Raw genomic sequence first — 20,653 nt, forward strand, 5'->3', positions numbered from 1 at the left:
GGGCTCAGGTCAACCCTGACGATCGTCAAGGTCGGCCCCTGCCTTTCGGGTCGGGTCGGGACCCGCCTCCGACTCCTACCGTCCGTGTCATGACGAACACGATCAGGAACAGGGCCGTCCTCACGGTGGCACTCGTCGGTACCGGCGCCGGTGCGGTCGGGTGGCTCGCTCCGGCCGGCGGCGGTGCGGGCGGGGCCGGCCCGCCCGCACCGGGCTGGTCGAGCACGGGCTACCGCCGGGTCGCCGGGGCCGTCACGGACGCCCCGCCCCGCCTCGCCGCCCTGCTGGAGCCCGCCACCGAGGCCGGTCTGGTGGTACTGGGCCTGCTGCTGGCGCTGGTCTGGTGGACGGCGCGTGGGCGGCGGGCCGCCGACACCGTCGCGGGTGTCGTACTGACCGCCCTCGGCACCGTACTCGCGTACGGCGCGAGCGAGGGCTTGAAGCTCGTCCTGGACGAGGAACGACCCTGCCGCGCCCTGGCCGGACTGCCGGCCACCGCACTCGCCGACTGCCCTCCGCCGGGCGACTGGTCGTTCCCCAGCAACCACGCCACCCTCGCCGTCGCGATGGCCACCGGTCTGCTGCTGCTACGGCCTCGGTGGGCGTGGCTGGTCGTCCCGGCCGGCCTCGGCACGGCGGCCCTCCGGGTGGCGGCGGGCGTGCACTACCCGCACGACGTGGCCGCCGGAGCCGTACTGGGCGGGGTGGTCACGGCGGCTGCTGTGGTCGCGCTGCTGCCCTCGGCGACGGCGGTGGTCGGCGCGGCGGGCCGGGTCCGGCTGCTCGGTCCGGTGCTGCTGGCTCCCTCGGCCTCCGCACGCGCCGTGGCCCCGGTCCCGGCTTCGCCTCCGGTCCCGGCTTCGGCCCCGGGCGCGGTTTCAGCCGGCCGGGCCCACCGTCAGTCCGGCCTCGTGGGCGAGAACGGCGGCGGCAGCCCGGTTGGCCACTCCCAGCCGGGCCAGGACGGAGCTGACGTGCGCCTTCACCGTGCCTTCCACCACACCGATCCGGCGCGCGATCTGACCGTTGGACAACCCGGCGGCGACCAGAGTCAGTACATCGCGCTCACGGGCTGTCAGCCCGGCCACCTGCCGCTGGGCCGCGGCCCGGCGGTCGGCCGGACCACCGGACCGGGTGGCGGCGAGGTGGGCCACCACCCGGGCGGCCACCTTGGGTGACAGACAGGCCGCCCCGTCGGCCACCGCACGCACCCCGGCGATCAGCTCCTCGGGCTCGCCGGACTTGATCAGGAATCCGTTGGCGCCCCCGCTCAGGGCGCGCAGGATGCAGTCGTCCTCACCGAAGGTGGTCAGCATGACGATCCCAGGAGCCGCTCCGGTCCTGGTGGTGACGCCCGCCCGCCGGATCTCGGCCGCGGCGGTGATGCCGTCCGTGCCCGGCATCCGGATGTCCAGCACCGCGACGTCCGGTCGGTGGCGGCGGACCAGCTCGACCGCCTCCCGCCCGTCCCCGGTCTCCGCGACGATCTCGATGCCCGGGTCGGTGGCGAGCACGGCACGCACCCCGGCCCTGACCATCGGTTCGTCGTCCGCGACCAGTACCCGGATCCGCGCCGGGGCGCCGTTCCCCGGTGCCCCGTCGCTCATCGGACACTCACTGGACCAGGGCGTCCAGGGAGATCAGCACGCCGCCCCGGAAGCAGAGCCGGTACGCGTCCCCCGAGCGGTCGTTGTTGAACGCCTCGGCCGTCATCGCGTAGTACTCGCACGTCACTCCCTCTCCACCGGGTGGCGGGTTGCCTACGGACGGATGGTACGGAAACTGATGTTCCGGCAGAAATCGCTGCACGGTGGACCGGTCCTGGCCGACCCGCAGTTCGGCGTAGTCGGCGGGGTCGAGCACCGACAGCCCGGCGGTGTGGATCGTCCAGCCCCGGAGCACGGCGGTCAGCAGCACCGCGACGGAGAGCGGCACCAGGACGATCGCGACCACCATGCGGCCCACCCGGCGGCGGGCCAGGCGCAGTTCACGGGCCGGCGACACCGTGACCGGCACCGCGGGGGCCGGGGTCGGAACGCCCGTCCGCGGCAGGTGGGCGCTCACCTCGAAGCCGGGGCCGTCGGCCCGGGGCCCGTAGCCGAAGGTGCCGCCCGCCAGCCGCACCCGCTCGGCCAGTCCGAGCAGACCGTGACCTCCTGTGCCCGGCAGACCGGGGCCCGCCCCGGCGCGGACCGGGGGATCGCTCCCCGCTCGGGGAGCGTCGAGCACCCGGACGCGAGCGCCGTCCGCCGTGTACGCCACCAGTACCGTGACGGGCGCCCCCGGGGCGTGCTTGGCGGCATTGGTCAGCGCCTCCTGAACGACGCGGTACACGGCGTGCTCGGCCGCCCGGGGCAGCCCGTCCGGCCGACCGTCGACGGTCAGCCGGACGTCCAGCCCGGCCGCGGCCGCTTCCCCCACCAGTTGCGGGACGCCCGCGTCGACCGGGCCCCGGGCGGTGTGCGGGTCCGTGTCGTCCCGCAGGACGCCGATCACCTCACCGAGGCGTTCGACGGCGGCGGCCGCACCCGCCCGGATGTCCTGTGCCGCCTCGCGGTGCGGCGGGGCCAGGTCGCGCGCGAGCTTGAGCGCACCGGCCCGCAGGGCGATCAGGCTCAGGTCGTGGCCCAGCGCGTCGTGCATGTCCTGGGCGATCCGGGCGCGTTCGCGCAGGCGAGCCTGCTCGGCCACCAGTCGCTGCTCGTGCTCGGCCCGTTCGGCCCGCTCCCAGCCCGCCCGCACCAGCTCCTGCGACTGCCGCCAGAACCGGCCCACCATCCACGGGGCCATTCCGGCGCAGACCAGCACCGACACCACCGACGTCGCCCGCACGGCCAGCTCCGGGGCGGCCACCGTCACCAGGGCCCCGGCCGTGATCAGCACCACGAGCAGGGCGACCGCCTCCCGTACCCGCTCCGTCCGCACCCCGGCCGCGAACGCGGCCCCGATGCCGGGCACCACCCACCAGAGGGACACCGCACTCAGCCCGAGCGTCCCGGCCGCCAGCACCAGCAGCCCCCGGTCCCACCACGTTCTCGTCCGCATCCGCCCGACCCTACGGTCCTCACCGGCGCCGCGGATCTGTCGAAAGTCATGCCCGTCGGCGACCGGTCGCGGGCCCCGGTCCCGGGTCGGCACAGTCGGCGTGGCCGGCGGTCAGGCGCGCGGGGGCCAGGGGGTGGCGTCGGTGCGGTGCGGCTGGAGGGTGTCGAGGGTCTGCCTCAGACGGCGGACCGCCGGATGGTGCGGGCCGTCGCGGCGTTCGCGGTCGAAGAGCAACTGGAGCAGCCACGACCAGGCCGCCTCCGTCTCGCCGAGCGAGGCCAGGAGCACGCCGACCCGTTCCCGGAGATCGAGCACCCGCTCGGGTTCGGTCTCCGGCCACACCGCGAGCAGGGCCTGGTACTCGGCGAGCGCCTCCGCGCCCCGGCCGAGCTGCTCGAGGCACTCGGCCACCCGGTGACGCGGTTCGAGCGCCCGTCGGCCGTGCGGTCCGCCCTCGGCGGTGGCGGCGAGCGCCCGGTACTCGGCCAGCGCCTCGCGGTGGCGCCGCTCCTGGAGGAGGGTCCGGGCGTAGATGGTCCGGACGGTGCGGACCATTCCCGCGCCGTCGCCGAGTTCGGAGCGACCGCGGGCCAGCAGCCGGGCGGCGAGGTCCAGGACCTCGGAGCGCCGGCCGGCGTCGACCAGGTCGGAGAGCCGGGCGCAGGCCGCCGCGAAGTCCTCCGCCGCGGCGGGCGGGGCCGCTGCCACCGGCGGAGCCTGCGGCAGCGGGGCGGGCGGGTTCGGCGCGGCGGCGAGCAGGAACGGCGGCGGTTCGGCCCGCGGTGGCGGCGCCGGGGCGACGCCCTCCGGGCGCGGCTGCGGCTGGAGCGGGTACCGGTAGGGCCGGGCCGGGTCCGGCAGCGGGCCGAACCGGGGCTGCGGCACCGAGACGGCCACGGGGAGCAGCGGCAGCAGTCGCCCGTACACCTCCTGGGCGTCGGCCGGCCGGTCCCCGGGGCGCTTGGCGAGCAGGTCGAGCACGAGCCGCTCCAGCGCGGCCGGCACCTCGGGCCGCAGGTCGCGCAACGGCACCGGTGGGTCGTCGACGTGCCGCCGCAGCAGTCCCAGCGCGGTGGGTGCCCGGAACGGCCCTTCCCCGGTCAGCATCTCGTGCAGCAGGCAGCCGAGCGCGTACAGGTCGCTGCGCGGGTCGACGGCGGTGGACAGCGCCTGTTCCGGCGCCATGTAGGACGGGCTGCCGATCGGGACACCGGTGAGGGTGAGCCGGGTGGCCTCGGGGTCGAGCGCGGTGGCGATGCCGAGGTCCAGCAGGACGGTCCGGCCGTCCTCCCGGACCATCACATTGCTCGGCTTGAGGTCGCGGTGGACGACCCGCACCGCGTGCACGGCGGCCAGCGCGGCACAGAGCTGGGCGGCCACGGCGACCGCGCGCTCGACCGGGAACGGCGCGTCCTCGGCGATGAGATCGGCCAGACTGACACCGGGGACGCGCTGCATCACCAGATACAGTTCGCCACCCTCCTCACCGGCGTCGAAGACGGTGACCAGACCCGGATGGTCGAGGGCCGCGGTGGTGCGGCACTCGCGGAGGAACCGGCGGCGCAGGTCGTCGCCGTGCCGGAGCCGGTCGGCGGTGGTCGGGTCGGTACCGCCGGCGGCGGCGAGGAGCAGGTCGGTGCGCAGCAGTTTGACCGCGACCGGGCGGGCGAGCCGTTCGTCGTGGCCGGCCCAGACCTGGCCCATGCCGCCGTGGCCGATCTTCTCGGTGAGGTGGTAGCGGCCGCCGATCACCCGGGCCTGGGTCACGGGCGGTCCTCACGAGCCTGACGGCGCAGCAGTTCGCCCAGCTCGCGGAGTTCGTCGGAGGTGGCGGGACCAGCACCGGACGCTCCCTGGCCGACGGCCCCGGTCGGCGGGTGGGACTGGTACGGGGGCTGGGCGGCCTGCCCGGGCTGGGCGTACGGGGCCGGAGCGGGGGCCGGAGCCGGGTAGGAGGACGGGGCCGGCGTCCCGTACGGCTGCGCCGCACCGTAGGTCGGGGCGGGGGTGTACGGCTGCGGCGTCCCGTACGGCTGGGCGGCCGGGTTCGGGTAGGGCTGCGCGGCGCCGTACGGGTGGGTGGACGACTGGGCGGACGGGTAGCCGTACCCGGCCGGCTGCGGGTGCCCGACGACGCCGGCCGGAGCGGCCGGACGGCCCGCCGACCAGACCACCTGGCGATCCATCAGCAGGAAGTGCACCGGCGGGGTGAACCACATCAGCACCATCATCGTGGTGCCGACCGCGTCCGCGACCGGAGCCTCGCCCTTGCCGAAGCTGCCGGCCACCCCGATGCAGATGAAGAAGGTGAGGAAGAGCCCGGCGTACACCACCGCCCCCAGGATGTCGTACGCCCTGCGACGGCGGACCGCCAGCAGCAGCGACGGCACCATGCCGAGCAGACCGACGGTCAGCAGCGGTGCGAGGACCACCAGGACCCGACCGGCCACGCCGTACGGGCCGGCCGGCCGACCGGGGCCCGCGGGTCGGGCGACCAGGGTCCGGCCGTAGGGCGGGGGCACGGCGCCGGGTATGCCACCGGCGGGCGGGCCACCGGGCGGTGGGCCGAACTGCCCGGGGTACTGCCCTGACATGCGCGCTCCTGAGCGGGTGAGGACGACGGCCGTCCGGATCACGGGACCGGTTCCGCACACCGTACCGCCAGCGCCGGTCGGGCCGGCGTCCTTCCGTCGTACCCGTACCGCTCCGCGGCACCGGAGCGGAGCGGGAAGCCGGCCGGTCCGACGTCCGGAGCCGGACGCGGGTCCGGACGCAGGGCCGGACGCCGGGGACCGTCAGGAGGCCGACGGGGGCTCGGCGGTGCCGGCGGCCAGGGCGTCGGTGACGGCCTGGGCGAGGGCGTGGCCGAGGGTCGCGGCCTGCTGGAGCGCCGCGTCGAAGGCGGCGAGCCGGGCGAAGGCCGCGCCGAGGCGGCGCTGTTCGGTGATCGGCAGCCGCGGCAGCTCGACCCGGCGGATGTCCAGCCTGGTGGTCGTCGAGGCGTGGCTGGCGGCCCGGCGGGCGGCGGCCGTGGAGCGCAGATGCCCGGCCAGGAAGTCCGGGTCGAGGGCGGCCGGGTCGGGACGGAGCAGGTGCAGCTGGCGGCCGAGCGCGGCACCGACGGGTGGGCCGTCCGGGCCGACCACCCGGGCCACGCCGCCGCCGAGAGCGGGGACGAGCACGTCGCCGGGCCGGGTCAGCGGAGTGCCGTCGGCGGCGGCCCGGTCCAGGACGGATGCGGGCGGGGCGCCGAGGACCAGGTCCTGGTCCGTCAGCACAGGGATGCCGGTCGGATCGGCATCGGTCGGATCGGTGCCGAGCGGATCGATGCCGAGCGGATCGGTGCCGACCGGCCGGGTCGGGGCGCCCGCCCCGGAGGAGTGCACCTCCAGCAGTCCGGCGCGGACCAGCTCCCCCAGGGTGACCACCGGGCCTACGCCCGCTCCCGGCACCGGGTCGGGTGCCGGTCCGGGCAGCAGGGTGCCGGGGTCGGCGAGTCCGTCCAGCAGCTCGGTCAGCCGGCCGCCGAGGTGCGAGAGTCCGGCGGCGCCGCCGGGCGGGGCGGCCGGCGGGACGTGCCGGGCGGGCGAGAGGTCGGTCTCGTCGTCGAGCAGGTCGATCGCCGCCACGGTCCGGTGGCGGCCGGGCCGGTCCTCGGGCAGCGGGAGACCCTCCCGGGCGGCGAGGTCGAAGGCGCGCCAGGCGTCCAGGACGGTACGGCTCAGCTCGGGCCAGCGGACCTTGTCGCGGCCGCCCTCGGCGGGTTCGGCGGAGCCGGGCGAGGTGGCGGCGGCGTCGATCATCAGCACCTGGCGGAAGTCGTCGCCGGAGCGGGGCGCGCGCAGCACCCAGAGGTGGAGCGGCACCCCGTACGGAGGCGCGGCACCGGCCGGGAGGGCGACCACCGCCCGCAGCGCGCCCGAACGCAGCAGTTCGGCACGGACCCGGCGGCCGGCCCGGCGGGCGGCGACGGTCGGCGGGAGCAGCAGTGCGGTGAGCCCGCCGGGACTGGTGTGGGCGAGGCAGTGCAGCACCCAGGCGAGTTCGGACTCGCCGCGCGGCGGGACGAGTCCACCGGGCCAGCGACGGTCGAACTGCAGCTCGTCGTGGCCCCAGTCCCGCTCGTTGTAGGGGGGCTGGCAGAGCACCGCGTCGAAGGTGTGGCCGGTGTAGGCGTCGGCACGCAGGGCGTCGCCGGGGCGGAGGTCGACCGGGAGCGGGACGGGGTCGGCGGCGGGCGCGTGCAGGGCGAGCCTGAGCCGGGCGAGCGCGGTGGTGACCGGGTCGGTGTCCTGGCCGTAGCGGTCGGTGCTGGACGGCAGGGCGAGCAGCAGCGCGCCGAGGCCGGTGGCGGGGTCGAGCACGGTGGCGGGCACGCCGGCGACGGCGGCGAGCAGTTCGGCGGCCTCCGGCGGGGTGGGGCTGAGCTGGCGGGTGTTGGCCTCGGCGTACCGGGTGAGGAGCTGTTCGTAGGCGGCGGCCGGACCGGCCTCGGCGGCCAGCCGGGCGAGCAGCCGGGCGAGGTCGAGCTCGGTGGAGCCGAAGAGGCCCGGTCGGCCGAGTCCGCCGGCAGCAGCGTCCGAGCCGTCAGCCGCGGCACCGGCCCCCGCGCCGTGTTCGGTACCGGTGCCGGTGCCGAACACGGCGCGGGCGGTGTCGGCGAGGGCGCGCGGCAGGGCGGTGGCGAGCCTGGTGTCCGGCTGATCGGCGAGGGCGGCCCAGCGGTCCGGTTCCCGGTGCTGCAGCAGCAGGACGGCGCCGGCCCGGACCAGCGGGGCGGCCGGGTGGCCGTCCGGGTCGCGCAGGGTCTCGACGAGCCGCCAGACCCGCTCCAGCAAGGGCAGTTCGGCGATCTTGCCCTGGGACCGGAGCCAGGTCTCGACCGCGGCGAGCGCGAAGGCCGGGCTGCTGTCGGTGCCGCCGACGGGGCGCGGGAAGTCGGGGTGGCGGCGGCGCCAGTTGCTGACGGCGGCGCGGCCCACCCCGGCGAGGCGGGCGATCTCGACCGCGGTCACCTCGGGTCGGTCCGGCATGGGGGCTCCTTCGTCGGCGACGGCACAGGTGTGGCCACACAGCATAGTCAGCGGCGCCGATCCAGCAGTTCACACGTGAACAGAGGTGTTTTATGAAAGGCCGTTGACATCGTTCACAGCAGATGATGTGATCTCTCCTGTCGACAGCACGTCAGGTCGACACCGCACAGGACGAGAACCGCCGGACCGTACCCGGCGACACGACAGGAGACCCCGATGTCCGCGACCACCCGCCGCACCCGCCGCACCGCCGCCCTGCTGCTGGGCGCCACGCTCGTCACCCTCACCGCGACGGCCTGCAACTCGACCGGCGGCCCCTCCGTCTCCACCGAGGCCAAGCAGACCGCCGCCGCCTCCGCCCCGGCGGCCGGCGCCGCCACCTCCGCCCCGGCCAAGCCGGCCGACAGCAAGCCGGCGGAGAGCAAGCCCGCCGAGGCGGCCAAGGCCCCGGCGAAGGTCGGCGACACCATCGCCCTCAAGAGCACCCTGGAGAAGGGCAACACCGCCGACATCACCGCGCTGAAGGTGGTCGACCCGGCCCAGAGCACCAACGAGTACCTGACCGCGGCGGACGGCAAGCACTACGTCGCCGTGCAGTTCCAGATCAAGCCGACCGGGGCCAAGGCCTACAGCGACGCCCCGTGGAGTGCCGCCAAGGTGATCGACGACCAGGGCCAGGCGTACGGCCCGACGCTGGCCGACACCAAGGCCGGCCCGTCCTTCCAGACCCCGACCAACATCGCCTCCGGCGAGACGGGCAAGGGCTTCGTCGTCTTCGAGGTGCCCAACGGCACCAAGCTCGACAAGGTCCAGTTCTCCCTGGACAACGGCTTCGCCGACCAGGTCGGCCAGTGGAAGCTCGGCTGACCGGTGGCAGCACCCCGCCCACCGCTCCCGCCACCCCGCACGCGACCGCACGCAAGAACGCGAACGCCCGCAAGAACGCGGCCGCACGCGAGACCGCGAACACGCGCCAGTGCGCGAACGCCCGCACCAACGCCGACGGCGGCCCCGGGCAGCACCGCCCGAGACCGCCGTACCCGGCGAGGGCCCCTCCGGGGGCTCCCGACCGCCGCGGGGTCCGCTACTTCTTCGCCCCCGCCAGGTCGTCGAACATCGCCGACAGGAACTCCCTGGACCAGGCCAGCAGCTCCCGTCCGACCAGCGGCTTGCCGCCGATCCGCCCGGTGGACGGCCTCGGCACCAGCAGCTGGTTGGTCGCCGCCTTCACCTGGCTGCGCGGGTAGAGGCGGTTCAGCCGCAGCTGCTGCGACTCCCTCAGCTCGACCGGGCCGAAGCGCACGTTGGAGCCCTGCAGCGTGATGTCCGCGATGCCGCACCGCCGCGCGTACAGCCGCAGCGCCGCCACCAGCAGCAGGTTCTCCACCGGTTCGGGCAGCTTGCCGTACCGGTCGGCCAGCTCGTCCCGGACCTGGGTGATGTCCTCCTCCGAGTTGACCGCCGCGATCGAGCGGTAGGCCTGCAGCCGCAGCCGCTCCCCCGGCGCGTAGTCGTGCGGCACATGGGCGTCGACCGGCAGCTCGATCTTCACCTCCAGCGGCTCCTCCTCCGGCTCGACGCCGCCCGCCAGCGACTCCCGGAACTCGGCCACCGCCTCGCCGACCATCCGCATGTAGAGGTCGAAGCCGACGCCGGCGATGTGCCCGGACTGCTCGCCGCCGAGCAGGTTGCCCGCGCCGCGGATCTCCAGGTCCTTCATCGCGACGTACATGCCGGCGCCCATCTCGGTGTGCTGGGCGATGGTGGCCAGCCGCTCGTGCGCCGTCTCGGTCAGCGGCTTCTCCGGCGGGTACAGCATGTAGGCGTACCCGCGCTCCCGGCCCCGGCCCACCCGGCCGCGCAGCTGGTGCAGCTGGGAGAGGCCGAAGGTGTCGCCGCGCTCGACGATCAGGGTGTTGGCGTTGGAGATGTCGATACCGGACTCGACGATCGTGGTCGACACCAGGACGTCGAACTCCTTCTCCCAGAAGTCGACGACCACCTTCTCCAGCTGGGTCTCGCCCATCTGCCCGTGCGCGGTGGCGATCCGTGCCTCCGGCACCAGGTCCTTCAGCCGGGCGGCCGCCTTGTCGATCGACTCGACCCGGTTGTGGATGTAGAACACCTGTCCCTCGCGCAGGAGTTCACGCCGGATCGCGGCCGAGATCTGCTTCTCGTCGTACGGTCCGACGAAGGTCAGCACCGGGTGCCGCTCCTCCGGCGGGGTGGTGATGGTGGACATCTCGCGGATCCCGGTGACCGCCATCTCCAGGGTGCGCGGGATCGGGGTCGCGGACATGGTGAGCACGTCGACGTTGGCCCGCAGCTTCTTCAGCTGCTCCTTGTGCTCGACGCCGAAGCGCTGCTCCTCGTCGACGATGACCAGGCCGAGGTCCTTGAACCGGGTCTCCGAGGAGAACAGCCGGTGGGTGCCGATGACGACGTCCACCGAGCCCTCGAACAGGCCCTCCAGCACGGCCTTGGCCTCGCTGTCGCTCTGGAACCTGGACAGCGCCTTCACGTTCACCGGGAAGTTGGCGTACCGCTCGGCGAAGGTCGAGAAGTGCTGCTGCACCAGCAGCGTGGTGGGCACCAGCACCGCGACCTGCTTGCCGTCCTGCACCGCCTTGAAGGCCGCCCGGACCGCGATCTCGGTCTTGCCGTAGCCGACGTCGCCGCAGATCAGCCGGTCCATCGGGACGGACTTCTCCATGTCGGCCTTGACCTCGGCGATGGTGGTCAGCTGGTCGGGCGTCTCCGCGTAGGGGAAGGCGTCCTCCAGCTCGCGCTGCCACGGGGTGTCCGGGCCGAAGGTGTGGCCGGGGGCCGCCATCCGGGCCGAGTACAGCTTGATCAGGTCGGCGGCGATCTCCTTGACCGCCTTCTTGGCCCGCTGCTTGGTCTTCGCCCAGTCCGCGCCGCCGAGCCGGTGCAGCGTCGGGGCCTCGCCGCCGACGTACTTGGTGACCTGGTCGAGCTGGTCGGTCGGCACGAACAGCCGGTCGCCGGGGTGGCCCCGCTTGGCCGGGGCGTACTCCAGCACCAGGTACTCGCGGGTGGCGCCCTGCACGGTGCGCTGCACCATCTCCACGTACCGGCCGACACCGTGCGCCTCGTGCACCACGTAGTCGCCGGGCACCAGCGCCAGCGGGTCGATCGCGTTGCGGCGCCGGGACGGCATCCGCCGCATGTCCTTGGTGGAGGACCGCTGGCCGGACAGGTCGGTCTCGGTGATCACGGTCAGCTTGAGCGTCTCGTCGACGAAGCCGTGCTCGATCGAGCCGCAGGAGACGTGCACGACGTCCCGGGTGGGGGCCTCGGACAGGTCGGCGACCAGCCGGGCCGCGATGCCCTCGTTGCCGAGCATCTCGGCGAGCCGGGAGGCCGGTCCGTGGCCCTCGGTCACCATGACCACCCGCCAGTCGGCGGCCAGCCGCTCCTTGGCGTCGGCGATCGCCCGGGCGGTGTCGCCCCGGTACGCCTCGACCGCGTGCATGCCGAGGGTCAGGGTGTTGGTGTCGAACTCCAGCATTCCGCCGACCGAGGCGTCGCTGGTCGCGAACGGGCTGACCGACCACCACGGCAGGCCGATCTCGGCGGCGTGCTCGCGCACCTCGGCGAGCGAGCGCAGCGAGGCGGCCGAGACGTCGATGGTCTCCAGGTCGATGGGCCGGTCGCCCCCGGAGGCGGCGGCCACCCAGGAGGCGTGCAGGAACTCCTGGCTGGTCGCCACCAGGTCGGTGGCACGGGTGCGGACCCGCTCGGGGTCGCAGACCACCGCGACCGAGCCCAGCGGCAGCACGTCGACCAGCAGCTCCATGTCGTCGACCAGGACGGGGGCCAGCGACTCCATCCCCTCGACCGCGATGCCCTCGGCGATCTTGTCCAGGATCTCGGCCAGGCCCGGGTGCTCGGCGGACAGTTCGGCGGCCCGCGCCCGCACCTCGTCGGTCAGCAGCAGCTCGCGACAGGGCGGCGCCCACAGACCGTGCTCGGCGATCTCCAGCGAGCGCTGGTCGGCCACCTTGAAGAACCGGATCTCCTCGACGTCGTCGCCCCAGAACTCCACCCGCAGCGGGTGCTCCTCGGTCGGCGGGAAGACGTCCAGGATGCCGCCGCGCACCGCGAACTCGCCGCGCTTCTCGACGAGTTCGACCCGGGAGTAGGCGGCTGCGGCGAGCCGCCGGGCGACCTGCTCCAGATCGTGCGACTCGCCCCGCTGGACGGCCACCGGCTCCAGCTCGGCCAGCCCCTTCACCTGCGGCTGCAGCACCGAGCGGACCGGTGCGACGATCACCTGCACCGGCCCGGACGCCCGGTCGTCGACGCGCGGGTGGACGATCCTGCGCAGCACCGCGAGCCGGCGGCCGACGGTGTCCGAGCGCGGGGAGAGCCGCTCGTGCGGCAGCGTCTCCCAGGCCGGGAACTCGGCGACCGCGTCCGGCGGCAGCAGCGAGCGGAGCGAGGCGGCGAGGTCCTCGGCCTCCCGGCCGGTGGCGGTGACGGCCAGCACCGGACGGCCCCGTTCCCCGGCCGCCTGCCCGGCGAGCGCGCGGGCCAGCGCGGCGATGGCGAACGGCCTGGCGGCGGGCGGTCCGACCAGGTCGAGATGGCGGCGGCCCCCGGCCGCCGCACCGGTGGCGGTCGCGGCCTCGATCGCCTCGGCGAGGGCCGCGTCCCGCGCGACGACATCGAGCAGTCCGGTCAGGCTCATCTGGAGTCTCTTCTTCGTCCCGAGGAAGGTGCTGCCCGGGGGCCCTCGGCCCGTCGGGGCAACGCGAACGGCCCGGCACGCCGTGCGGCCGGGGGTCTCCAGCCTACGCCGCGAGGCTGACGCGCACGCGGCACACGGCCGGGGGCGGGGCGGCGCGCGACCGGCGCACGACCCGCACGCCGTCCGCCGGCGATGCGGTGCGGACGAACCACCCCCCGCACGCTGCCGGTCCCGGTGTTCCGCCGGGCCGTTTCCCCATCGTCGCGTTCTGCCACGAACTGGACATACTCCTGTCACTGCCCGTCCATGGAGATCGCGCACCATGGTGAATGTGCCCGCCGCACCCAACCGTGGGGGATGGCTGCGAGGGGCACGGTCGCACACCCGATGGGGGTCGGGAGTGCGAGGCCGGGCGGCCCTGGGTGGGGGCGCCCGCCCACACGCCGGGAACCGTGGCGTCCTTTCCTGGAGGACGCCACGGGTCTCGGCCTCATTCTTTTCCCCGCCCGCCCTCCCCGTCCACACCTCCGGGGTCACGATCGCGTGCCGTCCCGGGGGCTTCTCCCCCGACGGGGACGGCTGCCGGCCCCGATCGCGGTCCCGCGTCCCTTTCCGGCCCTTTTCGGCGCAATCCCGGGAAAGCCCCCGCCGTCCGGCCCCGCTCCCTACCCTGTGGTGAAGACCGTGTGGAGACGCCCGGAGGGGCCAGGGGCGTCGCGATGGAGGGGGTTCTTCGTCATGCGCGTTGTCATCGCAGGCCAGGGCTACGTGGGGCTGCCGCTCGCGGTCCGCGCGGCCGAGGTGGGGCACCGGGTGGTCGGCTACGACGTGGACGAGCGCCGGATCAAACGGCTGGCCGTCGGCGAGTCCTACGTCGAGGACATCCCGGCCGAGCGGCTGCGGCCGCTGCTGGAGAACGGGAGCTATCTGCCGTCCGCCGAGCCGTCCGACGTCGCGGAGTTCGACGTCGCGGTGATCACCGTGCCGACGCCGCTGCGCGACGGGGTGCCCGACCTGTCGTACATCGAGGCCTCGGCGGCCCTGCTCGCCCAGCACCTGCGGCCGGGGGCGACCGTGGTCCTGGAGTCCACCACCTACCCCGGCACCACCGAGGAACTGCTCGCGCCGCTGCTGGAGCAGGGATCCGGGCTGACCGCCGGGCGGGACTTCCACCTCGGCTACAGCCCGGAGCGGATCGACCCGGGCAACCCGACCTGGCGGCTGGAGAACACCCCGAAGGTGGTCTCCGGGATCGACCCGGACTCCCTGACGGCGGTCGAGGGCTTCTACGGCGGGCTGATCGACCGGACCGTCCCGGTCTCCAGCTGCAAGGAGGCCGAGCTGACCAAGCTGCTGGAGAACACCTTCCGCCATGTGAACATCGCCCTGGTCAACGAGCTGGCGATGTTCGCCCACGATCTCGGGATCGACGTCTGGGAGGCCATCGACGCCGCCTCCACCAAGCCGTTCGGCTATCTGCGCTTCACCCCCGGCCCGGGGGTGGGCGGGCACTGCCTGCCGATCGACCCGTCCTACCTGTCCTGGCGGGTGGAGCGGGCGCTCGGCCAGTCGTTCCGCTTCGTCGAGCTGGCCAACGACGTCAACAGCCACATGCCCGACTACGTGGTCCGCAGGCTCGCCGAGGCGCTGAACGAGCGGCAGCGCTCGGTCAAGGGCTCACGGGTGCTGCTGCTGGGGCTGGCGTACAAGAAGAACACCGGCGACGCCCGGGAGACGCCGGCCGCCCGGGTCGCCGAGCTGCTGGTCAGGATGGGCGCCGAGGTCCGCGCCGCCGATCCCCACGTGGTGGTCGGGGTGCACGTGCCGGAACCGGTGATCCCGGGCCAGCGGGCGGCCGAGCACGACCCGCACGGCGACCCCTTCGCGGCCGTGCACCGGGTGGAGGCGAGCCCGCAGGAGCTGGCGGCGGCGGACGCGGTCGTGCTGCTGGCCGACCACGACGACTTCGACTACGGGGCGATCACCGCCCACGCCCGGTACGTGCTGGACTGCCGGCGGCGGCTGGCCGGCGGCGCCGCGGTCGAGGTGCTCTGAGCCGCCCGCCGACCCTGCCGTCCTGCCGGTCCCTGCCGACCCGCCAGCCCTGCTGTCCCGCCGCCCCCGCCGACCTGCCGTCCGTCCGGCCCGCGCCGCGGACGCTCCACGGGCGCTCCACGGACGCTCCACGGACGCGCCGGGCCCCGAACGCGTCCCGCGTTCGGGGCCCGGTACGTACGGGGCTGCCGGCCGGCGGTCAGCGCCGGCGGCGGTAGGCGACCGTGTTCGGCGTGCCGTACTCGGCGCCGTCGTCGACGATCACGATCTTCGGGATGATCCTGGTCTCCTCCTCGGCCGGGCGCTCGGCGCCCGCCCCCTCGCCGCCGTCCGTCGACGGGAGCACCGCCGGGGGCGTGGCCGGCCTCGGCGGCACCGGGCCGGGGGCGGCGGCCGGGGCGACCCGCCCGGGGGTGACCCGGAGCATGGCGGTGGCCGCCTCGCCCGCGCCGGGAACCGGACCGGCGGGCAGGGCCGGGACGGGCTCCTTGCGGAGCACGGCCCGCGGGTCGGCGGCCGCGGGCACCGGGACGGACACCGCGGCGGGGACGCCGACGGGCAGCGGGATCTCCCCCGTGTCCGCCTCCGAGTCGACCGGGGCCGCGTCCGAGGGGGCCGCGTCGACCGGGGCCGCGTCCGCGGGCGCGGCGTCCGCCGGGGCGTCGTCGGTCCGCTCCCGGTCGGCCCGCTCCTCGGCCGCCAGGGCCTCGGCCACCGGGGCCGGCAGCGGCTCGATCGCGCCCACCGCGGCGCCCGTGAGCGAGGCCAGGGTCGCCTTGATGTGGTCGAGGTGCTGCTGCACCGTCTCCAGCCTGGCCGTGAACTCGCGGTGCTCGCGCTCGGTCGCCGTGTTGATCCGCTCGGCCTCGCGCCGGGCCTGCTCGATCAGCTCGTCCGCCCTGGCCTGGGCCTCGGCGTCGCTCTGCTTGATCCGGCCGAGCACCGACTCCCGGAACTGCTCGGCCTCCTTGACCCGCCGCTCGGCGGTGGAGGAGATCGCCGCGTCCTCGGTGTCGGCCTTGGTCTGCGCCTCGGCGAAGGTCTCGTCGGCCTTGCGGCGCAGCTCGGCCAGCTTGGCCTCGGCCCGCTCGGAGGCCTCCGCGGCCGCGACCCTGACCTGGGCCGCGTGCGCGGTGGCGGCGTCCCGGACGGACCGGACCTCGCGGTCGGTGTCGGCCCGGATCGTCTCGGCCTCGGCCCGGGTGCGCTCGTCGGTGCGGCGCGCGGCCGCGTCGGCCTCGGTCCGGGTGACGGTCGCGTACTCCTTGGCGGCCCGGTCGGCCGCCTGGCCGGCCTCGTAGACCTCGTCACGGAGGTCCTCGGCCGCGCGCTCGGCCTTGTCACGGACGGCGCGGGCCTCGTTCTCGGCCGTCCGGGCCAGCCCGGCGGCCTGCTCGCTGAGCACCTCGTAGTCCGGTTCCGGGGCATCGGCGGCGGCCTGCCGGACCTCGGCCAGCCGGCGTTCCATCTCCCGGATCCCGGACCCGAGCACGCTCAGCCGTTCCCAGGCCTCGTCCCGCTGCGCGGTGTAGGCCGTCAGGGCTCGGTCGACCTGCTCGGGCGCGTAACCGCGCCGGGCAACGGTGAAGCCGTACTGGGGGACGGCGTCGCTCATGGGCTCTTCCCCTCGTGTCGCGGGCTGCGGAGCCCATGATCGGACGGATCGGTCCGCTCGGGAACCGGGTCGACGAACCCGGTCGGGAGTCGAACGTCGAACGGATCGAAACATGTCGAGGATGGACGATTGCGACCATCCTCTTGACCTATTTTGCGCAGATCATGGCGAAACCCCAATGAGGCACCGCCGCACCGGTACGCCGAAGGGGCCGTTCCGGACACCGGAACGCCCCCCGGCCACGTGCGTGGATCCGGGACCGCCCGCCAGGGACCGTCCGGCGGTCCCTAGAGCAGGCCGTCCCAGAACTGCTCCAGCAGCACGGCCCACCAGGTGTCCGCGGACTGGAGCGCAGCCGGGTCGATCGCGGCCAGCTGAGCCTGGAAGTCGGTCGTCCAGCGACCGGCCTGGTCCGGGGTCAGCCCGTACCGCAGCCGCCACATCCGGCCCAGCAGGGCCAGCGCGCGGACGAACTCCGGTACACCTGTGTTGACGAACCGGGGCGGCTCCCCGGTTCCTTCGAGATCCATCGCGACCACGTGCGCCGTGCCGTACTGCACGCACAGCTGCCGGCCGTAGTCGTTGCCCAGCACCAGGTAGCCGCCGAAGTCGGTGCCGCCCGCCAGACCCCGCTCGGCCGCCAGCTCGGCGAGCGTCGGGATCGGCCGGCCCTCCTGGGCCTGTGCCCAGAAGAACGGTCCGAACTCGCGCGGCAGACCCGCCCACATCAGTGTCTGCGCCACCGGCTCGGGAACGCCCTGCCGGGCCACCGCGCGCTGCTCGAAGCGGAACACGTTGGCCCCGAAGGCCTGGCCGAGCTCCTGGCCGAGCTGCTGCGGCGGAACCGGCTGCGGCGCCGGAACGGTGCCCGGGGCGGGCAGCGGCACCCGGAGCGGCCGGACCCGCTGGGGACCGGAGGCCAGCTGGTGCAGCTCGTCCAGGTGGTCCAGCAGCTGGGCCATGCCGGCCTGCCGGGAGTGGTGCTCCCGGCCGTAGTCGGCGGTGTGGGTGAGCCGCACGTTCGGCCAGGAGGCGGCGATCATCCGGTGGCAGTAGCCGCCGGGCAGGTCGCAGGACTCCAGCTCGGTGTAGAGCTCCAGCACCTGCTCCGGCGGCACGTTCAGCCGCCGCAGGTCCTGGAGGATCTTCCACTCCGGGTGCGGGGTGCCGGGCTCGCTGCGGTGCAGCAGCTTCTGCTCCGACCCGTCCGGGCCCCGGTAGCTGAGCGCGGCGAAGTAGCCGGGGCCGACGGCCGGCACGCCGGGGGGCACCGGGGCGCCCGGCGGCGGCCCGGGCACGGGCGGGACGGGAGCGGGCGGGACGGGAGCGGCGACCGGGGCCGGCGCCGGTGCGGCGGGAGCGGGCCCGGCCGGGTAGCCGTAGCCGGCCGCGGGCGCGCCGGCACCGGGCGGCGGCGGGACGGCGGGGCCGCCGGACGGCGGGGTGCCCGGGTCGATCGCGCCCGCCAGCTGGGTGCGCTCGTACGCCACCCCGCCGGACGCGGCGGGGGCGGCGGGAGGTGCGCCCGGGGCGTCCGCGGGACGCAGACCGGCCGGCGGCGGGGGCGGCGGAGCGCTGGAGGCACCGCGGCCGCCGGAACCGGCGGAGACCGCCGGGCCGGAGCCACCGCGCAACTCGGCCGGCGGGGGTGGCGGCGGGGCCGAGCCGGGGTTGCGGCCGAGCGCGGCGGGCGCCGGACCCGCACCGGGGCCGGCCGCACCACCGCGCAGTGCGGCGGGCGGGGGCGGCGGCGGGGCGGAGCCCGGTGCGCGGCCGAGCGCGCCCGGCGGCGCGGGCTCGGCGGACGGACCGACCGGCGGCGGGACCGGGGCCCCGGGCGCACCCGGCAGGCCCGCCAGTCCGGGCAGACCGTCGGGCGAGGCCAGCATGGTGGCGGCGTGCTCGACCCCCGGGCCGGCGGGCGGCGGGACGGGCGTGCCCGGGGCGGGCGTGCCGGGACCGCCGGGCGCACCCGGCAGACCGGCGAGACCCGGCAGACCGTCCGGCGGCGCCAGCAGCGTCGGCGCGGGCTCCACCATCGGCGGCAGCGACGGCGGCACCGGAGTCCCCGGCACCGGCGTCCCCGGACCACCGGGCGCACCCGGCAGACCCGCGAGACCCGGCCGGGCGCCCTCGGGCAGCAGCACGGTGGCCGCCTCCGAACCGGCCCGCGGCTCACCGGACAGCCCGGCACCGTTGGTGCGCAGCCCGTCGGGCAGCAGGACGGTCGCCGCCTCGACGCCCGGGCCGTGCGCGGGCGGACCGGCCGGCTCGTCGTGACCGGGCGGCGGGGCGAGCATGGTCGGCGCGTCCCCGGCGGGGCGCTCGGAGACCGGCGGCGTGGTCAGCACCGCGGGCCCGGGCGTGTCGGCACGCCCGAACCGGACCCCCGGGGTCGGCGGCACGGCGGGTGCCGGATCGAGCGGCGGGGCGGGCGGGGGCGGCGGCAGGACGGCGGGCCCGGCCGGAGCGGCCGGTTCGGCACCGGCCACCGGCACCCCCGACGCCGGCGTCCCGGCCGCCGCGGGTGCGCCCAGCCGCTCCGCCTCGGCGGCGAGCGCCGCCTCCCCGGCCTCCTGCAGCCACTGCGGCGGGCTCAGCAGGAAGGACGTCGCCTCCACCGGCCCCGGCGCGGGCCGGGCCGCCCCGGCCGGGTTGGCCGCGACCGGCCGCCCGTACGTCTCCTCGTACTGCCGGACCACCTCGTTGACGGGCAGCGCGGGCCAGAGGGTGCTCGCGCCGGAGTCCCGGGCGATCACCAGCCGGGCCTCCCCCTCGGCCCCGGTACCGCCCTCGGCGGACTGCACGGCCCAGCAGACGAAGCCCAGGTCGAACTCCCGGACCCGCACCTCGCGCTGCCGCTCCCGGGACACCCCGCCGTTGATCCACTCCTCGGCGAGCTCCTGCGCCTGCGCGTACGTCACCACGCCCGGTTCACCCCTGTCCCCATCGTCCCCGCTCGTTCCACACCGTCGACGACCGGCCGGTCCGTCTCCCGGCCCGTCCTGCGTTCCACCGCGAACGCCACGTCAGCCCACCGGAACGGCCCGGGCGAACCCGCCGTTCACCATCAGCTCGGCGACCGTCTCCAGCTCCGGCGGGCTCCCGGCCAGTCGCAGCAGGAAGTCGTCGAAGTCGTCCCCGCACGGCAGCAGCAGCCGCTCGACCCGGTCCTCGGGGGACTCCGGGGCGCCGGTGTCGCGGGCGTCGTCGTAGAGGCAGAGCCAGACCGAACCGATCCGGTCGCCGCGCACCTTCAGCGCCAGGATGCCGCCCTGGGCGTAGGCGATGCCCAGGTAGTCCTTGGTGAAGTGGTCCCGCAGGCACTTGTTGGCGTAGACGACGTCCTCGGTGCCGTACTCCTCGGTGAGCGTCAGGAACGGCTGGTCGACCAGCAGCCCGAGGTCCGGGTCGAGAGCCACCCCGGCCGGGACGCGGCCGCCGCCGAGCTTGAGGAAGGTCCGGTAGGCGCCGGGCAGGCGGTAGCCCAGGCGCTGCTCGGCCCGCTGCACGAGGTCCTCGGGGACGCCGATCGGGTCGCTGCCGTCGAGGGCGAGCGGGAAGTGCACCGCCCGCTTCTCCTGCAGCGGGCGGGTACCGCGCCGGCTGTGGTCGGCGGAGGAGGTGGCCAGTCCGCCGTGGTGCCGCAGCAGCGCCTTGACCTCGACCGGGACGAGCTCCATCCGCCGCCAGCCGGGCGCGGCCCGGCCGACCACGTGGTGCCAGGTCCAGCCGGGCGGGGTGGCGACGGCGGTGTCCAGGTCGGCCCAGAGCGGGTGGCCCTGGGTGAACAGCGCGGCGTTGGCCGAGACGTAGTCGGTCAGCCGAAGCTCGTCGACGCCGAAACCGGCCGGCGGGTCGGCGACCTCGGCCGCCGCGGCGGCGTACGGGCCGAAGTCCGGGTGGCCGTGCTCGTCCACCCGGACCCCGGCGGGGTGCCGCTCGGCGCGGACCGGATCCGGGAACTGCACCACCTGACCTGCGTACGCCGCGTTCGGTGCGGCGGCGACGCCGGGCCGACCTGTCGTCATCTGGGAGCCCCCACTGGCTGCTGCAAACTCTCGGTGCGCTTGTTGGGAACCAGCGTAGGGGGTACGCCTGCGGCCCGGCCCCCCGCCCGGTGGGACCGGACCCGGACCGGCACCGACCGGACACGGGACGGCCACCGGCAGGGCACGGGGCGGTCACCGC

The 20,653-nt window shown here is 75.6% G+C and carries 11 protein-coding genes and 1 pseudogene; 3 read left to right on the plus strand and 9 right to left on the minus strand.

The annotated features are described in order from the left end of the window. Positions 1 to 89: 89 nt before the first annotated feature. A pseudogene (locus tag BLU95_RS16985) lies at positions 90 to 716 on the plus strand (phosphatase PAP2 family protein); the annotation flags it as partial. 162 nt (positions 717 to 878) lie between these two features. On the opposite strand, the gene BLU95_RS16990 reads toward BLU95_RS16985, so the two are convergent. The 5 genes from BLU95_RS16990 to BLU95_RS17010 all read right to left on the minus strand — a co-directional run bounded on the left by BLU95_RS16990 (position 879) and on the right by BLU95_RS17010 (position 8,078). Further along, positions 879 to 1,607, minus strand: coding sequence for a response regulator (locus BLU95_RS16990; RefSeq protein WP_093860769.1), 729 nt, complete (start codon positions 1,605 to 1,607; stop codon positions 879 to 881). A gap of 7 nt (positions 1,608 to 1,614) precedes the next feature. Further along, positions 1,615 to 3,045 (minus strand): sensor histidine kinase, encoded by a 1,431-nt coding sequence (locus BLU95_RS16995; protein ID WP_093860770.1) that lies wholly within the window; start codon positions 3,043 to 3,045, stop codon positions 1,615 to 1,617. 111 nt (positions 3,046 to 3,156) lie between these two features. Continuing rightward, the gene (locus BLU95_RS17000) at positions 3,157 to 4,812 is read right to left on the minus strand and encodes a protein kinase domain-containing protein (RefSeq protein ID WP_286158636.1); all 1,656 of its coding nucleotides are present in this window, start codon (positions 4,810 to 4,812) and stop codon (positions 3,157 to 3,159) included. Continuing rightward, positions 4,809 to 5,639 (minus strand): TMEM8 family protein, encoded by an 831-nt coding sequence (locus BLU95_RS41515; RefSeq protein WP_107452567.1) that lies wholly within the window; start codon positions 5,637 to 5,639, stop codon positions 4,809 to 4,811. Before BLU95_RS41515 ends, BLU95_RS17000 begins: the two co-directional genes overlap by 4 nt. Positions 5,640 to 5,840: 201 nt before the next feature. Then, positions 5,841 to 8,078, minus strand: a complete 2,238-nt coding sequence (locus BLU95_RS17010) for an N-6 DNA methylase (RefSeq protein WP_173862064.1) — start codon at positions 8,076 to 8,078, stop codon at positions 5,841 to 5,843. Positions 8,079 to 8,294: 216 nt separating this feature from the next. On the opposite strand from BLU95_RS17010, the gene BLU95_RS17015 reads away from it, so the two are divergent. Further along, a complete protein-coding gene (locus tag BLU95_RS17015; RefSeq protein ID WP_093860771.1) occupies positions 8,295 to 8,945 on the plus strand; it encodes a DUF4352 domain-containing protein in 651 nt (216 codons plus the stop codon). 217 nt (positions 8,946 to 9,162) lie between these two features. Here the strand turns inward: BLU95_RS17015 and mfd are convergent, their stop codons facing one another. Beyond that, on the minus strand, positions 9,163 to 12,792 hold the full coding sequence (gene mfd / locus BLU95_RS17020; RefSeq protein WP_093860772.1) for a transcription-repair coupling factor: 3,630 nt from the start codon (positions 12,790 to 12,792) through the stop codon (positions 9,163 to 9,165). Between the two features lie 738 nt (positions 12,793 to 13,530). Between mfd and BLU95_RS17025 the strand changes: the two genes are divergently transcribed. After that, positions 13,531 to 14,847: a nucleotide sugar dehydrogenase gene (locus BLU95_RS17025; RefSeq protein WP_093860773.1), complete on the plus strand. Its 1,317-nt coding sequence runs from the start codon at positions 13,531 to 13,533 to the stop codon at positions 14,845 to 14,847. 199 nt (positions 14,848 to 15,046) lie between these two features. Here BLU95_RS17025 and BLU95_RS42310 read toward each other — a convergent pair whose 3' ends face one another. The 3 genes from BLU95_RS42310 to BLU95_RS17040 all read right to left on the minus strand — a co-directional run bounded on the left by BLU95_RS42310 (position 15,047) and on the right by BLU95_RS17040 (position 20,493). Next, on the minus strand, positions 15,047 to 16,462 hold the full coding sequence (locus BLU95_RS42310; RefSeq protein ID WP_159424909.1) for a coiled-coil domain-containing protein: 1,416 nt from the start codon (positions 16,460 to 16,462) through the stop codon (positions 15,047 to 15,049). A gap of 287 nt (positions 16,463 to 16,749) precedes the next feature. After that, complete coding sequence (locus tag BLU95_RS17035) at positions 16,750 to 19,389, minus strand: SUKH-4 family immunity protein (RefSeq protein ID WP_093860774.1); 2,640 nt, start codon at positions 19,387 to 19,389, stop codon at positions 16,750 to 16,752. 102 nt (positions 19,390 to 19,491) lie between these two features. Then, positions 19,492 to 20,493 carry an HNH endonuclease gene (locus tag BLU95_RS17040; protein ID WP_093860775.1) on the minus strand — a complete coding sequence of 334 codons (1,002 nt, stop codon included), beginning with the start codon at positions 20,491 to 20,493 and terminating at the stop codon, positions 19,492 to 19,494. Positions 20,494 to 20,653: the final 160 nt, after the last annotated feature.

The sequence above is a fragment of the Streptomyces sp. TLI_053 genome (genome assembly GCF_900105395.1).
Taxonomy (GTDB): Bacteria; Actinomycetota; Actinomycetes; order Streptomycetales; family Streptomycetaceae; genus Kitasatospora.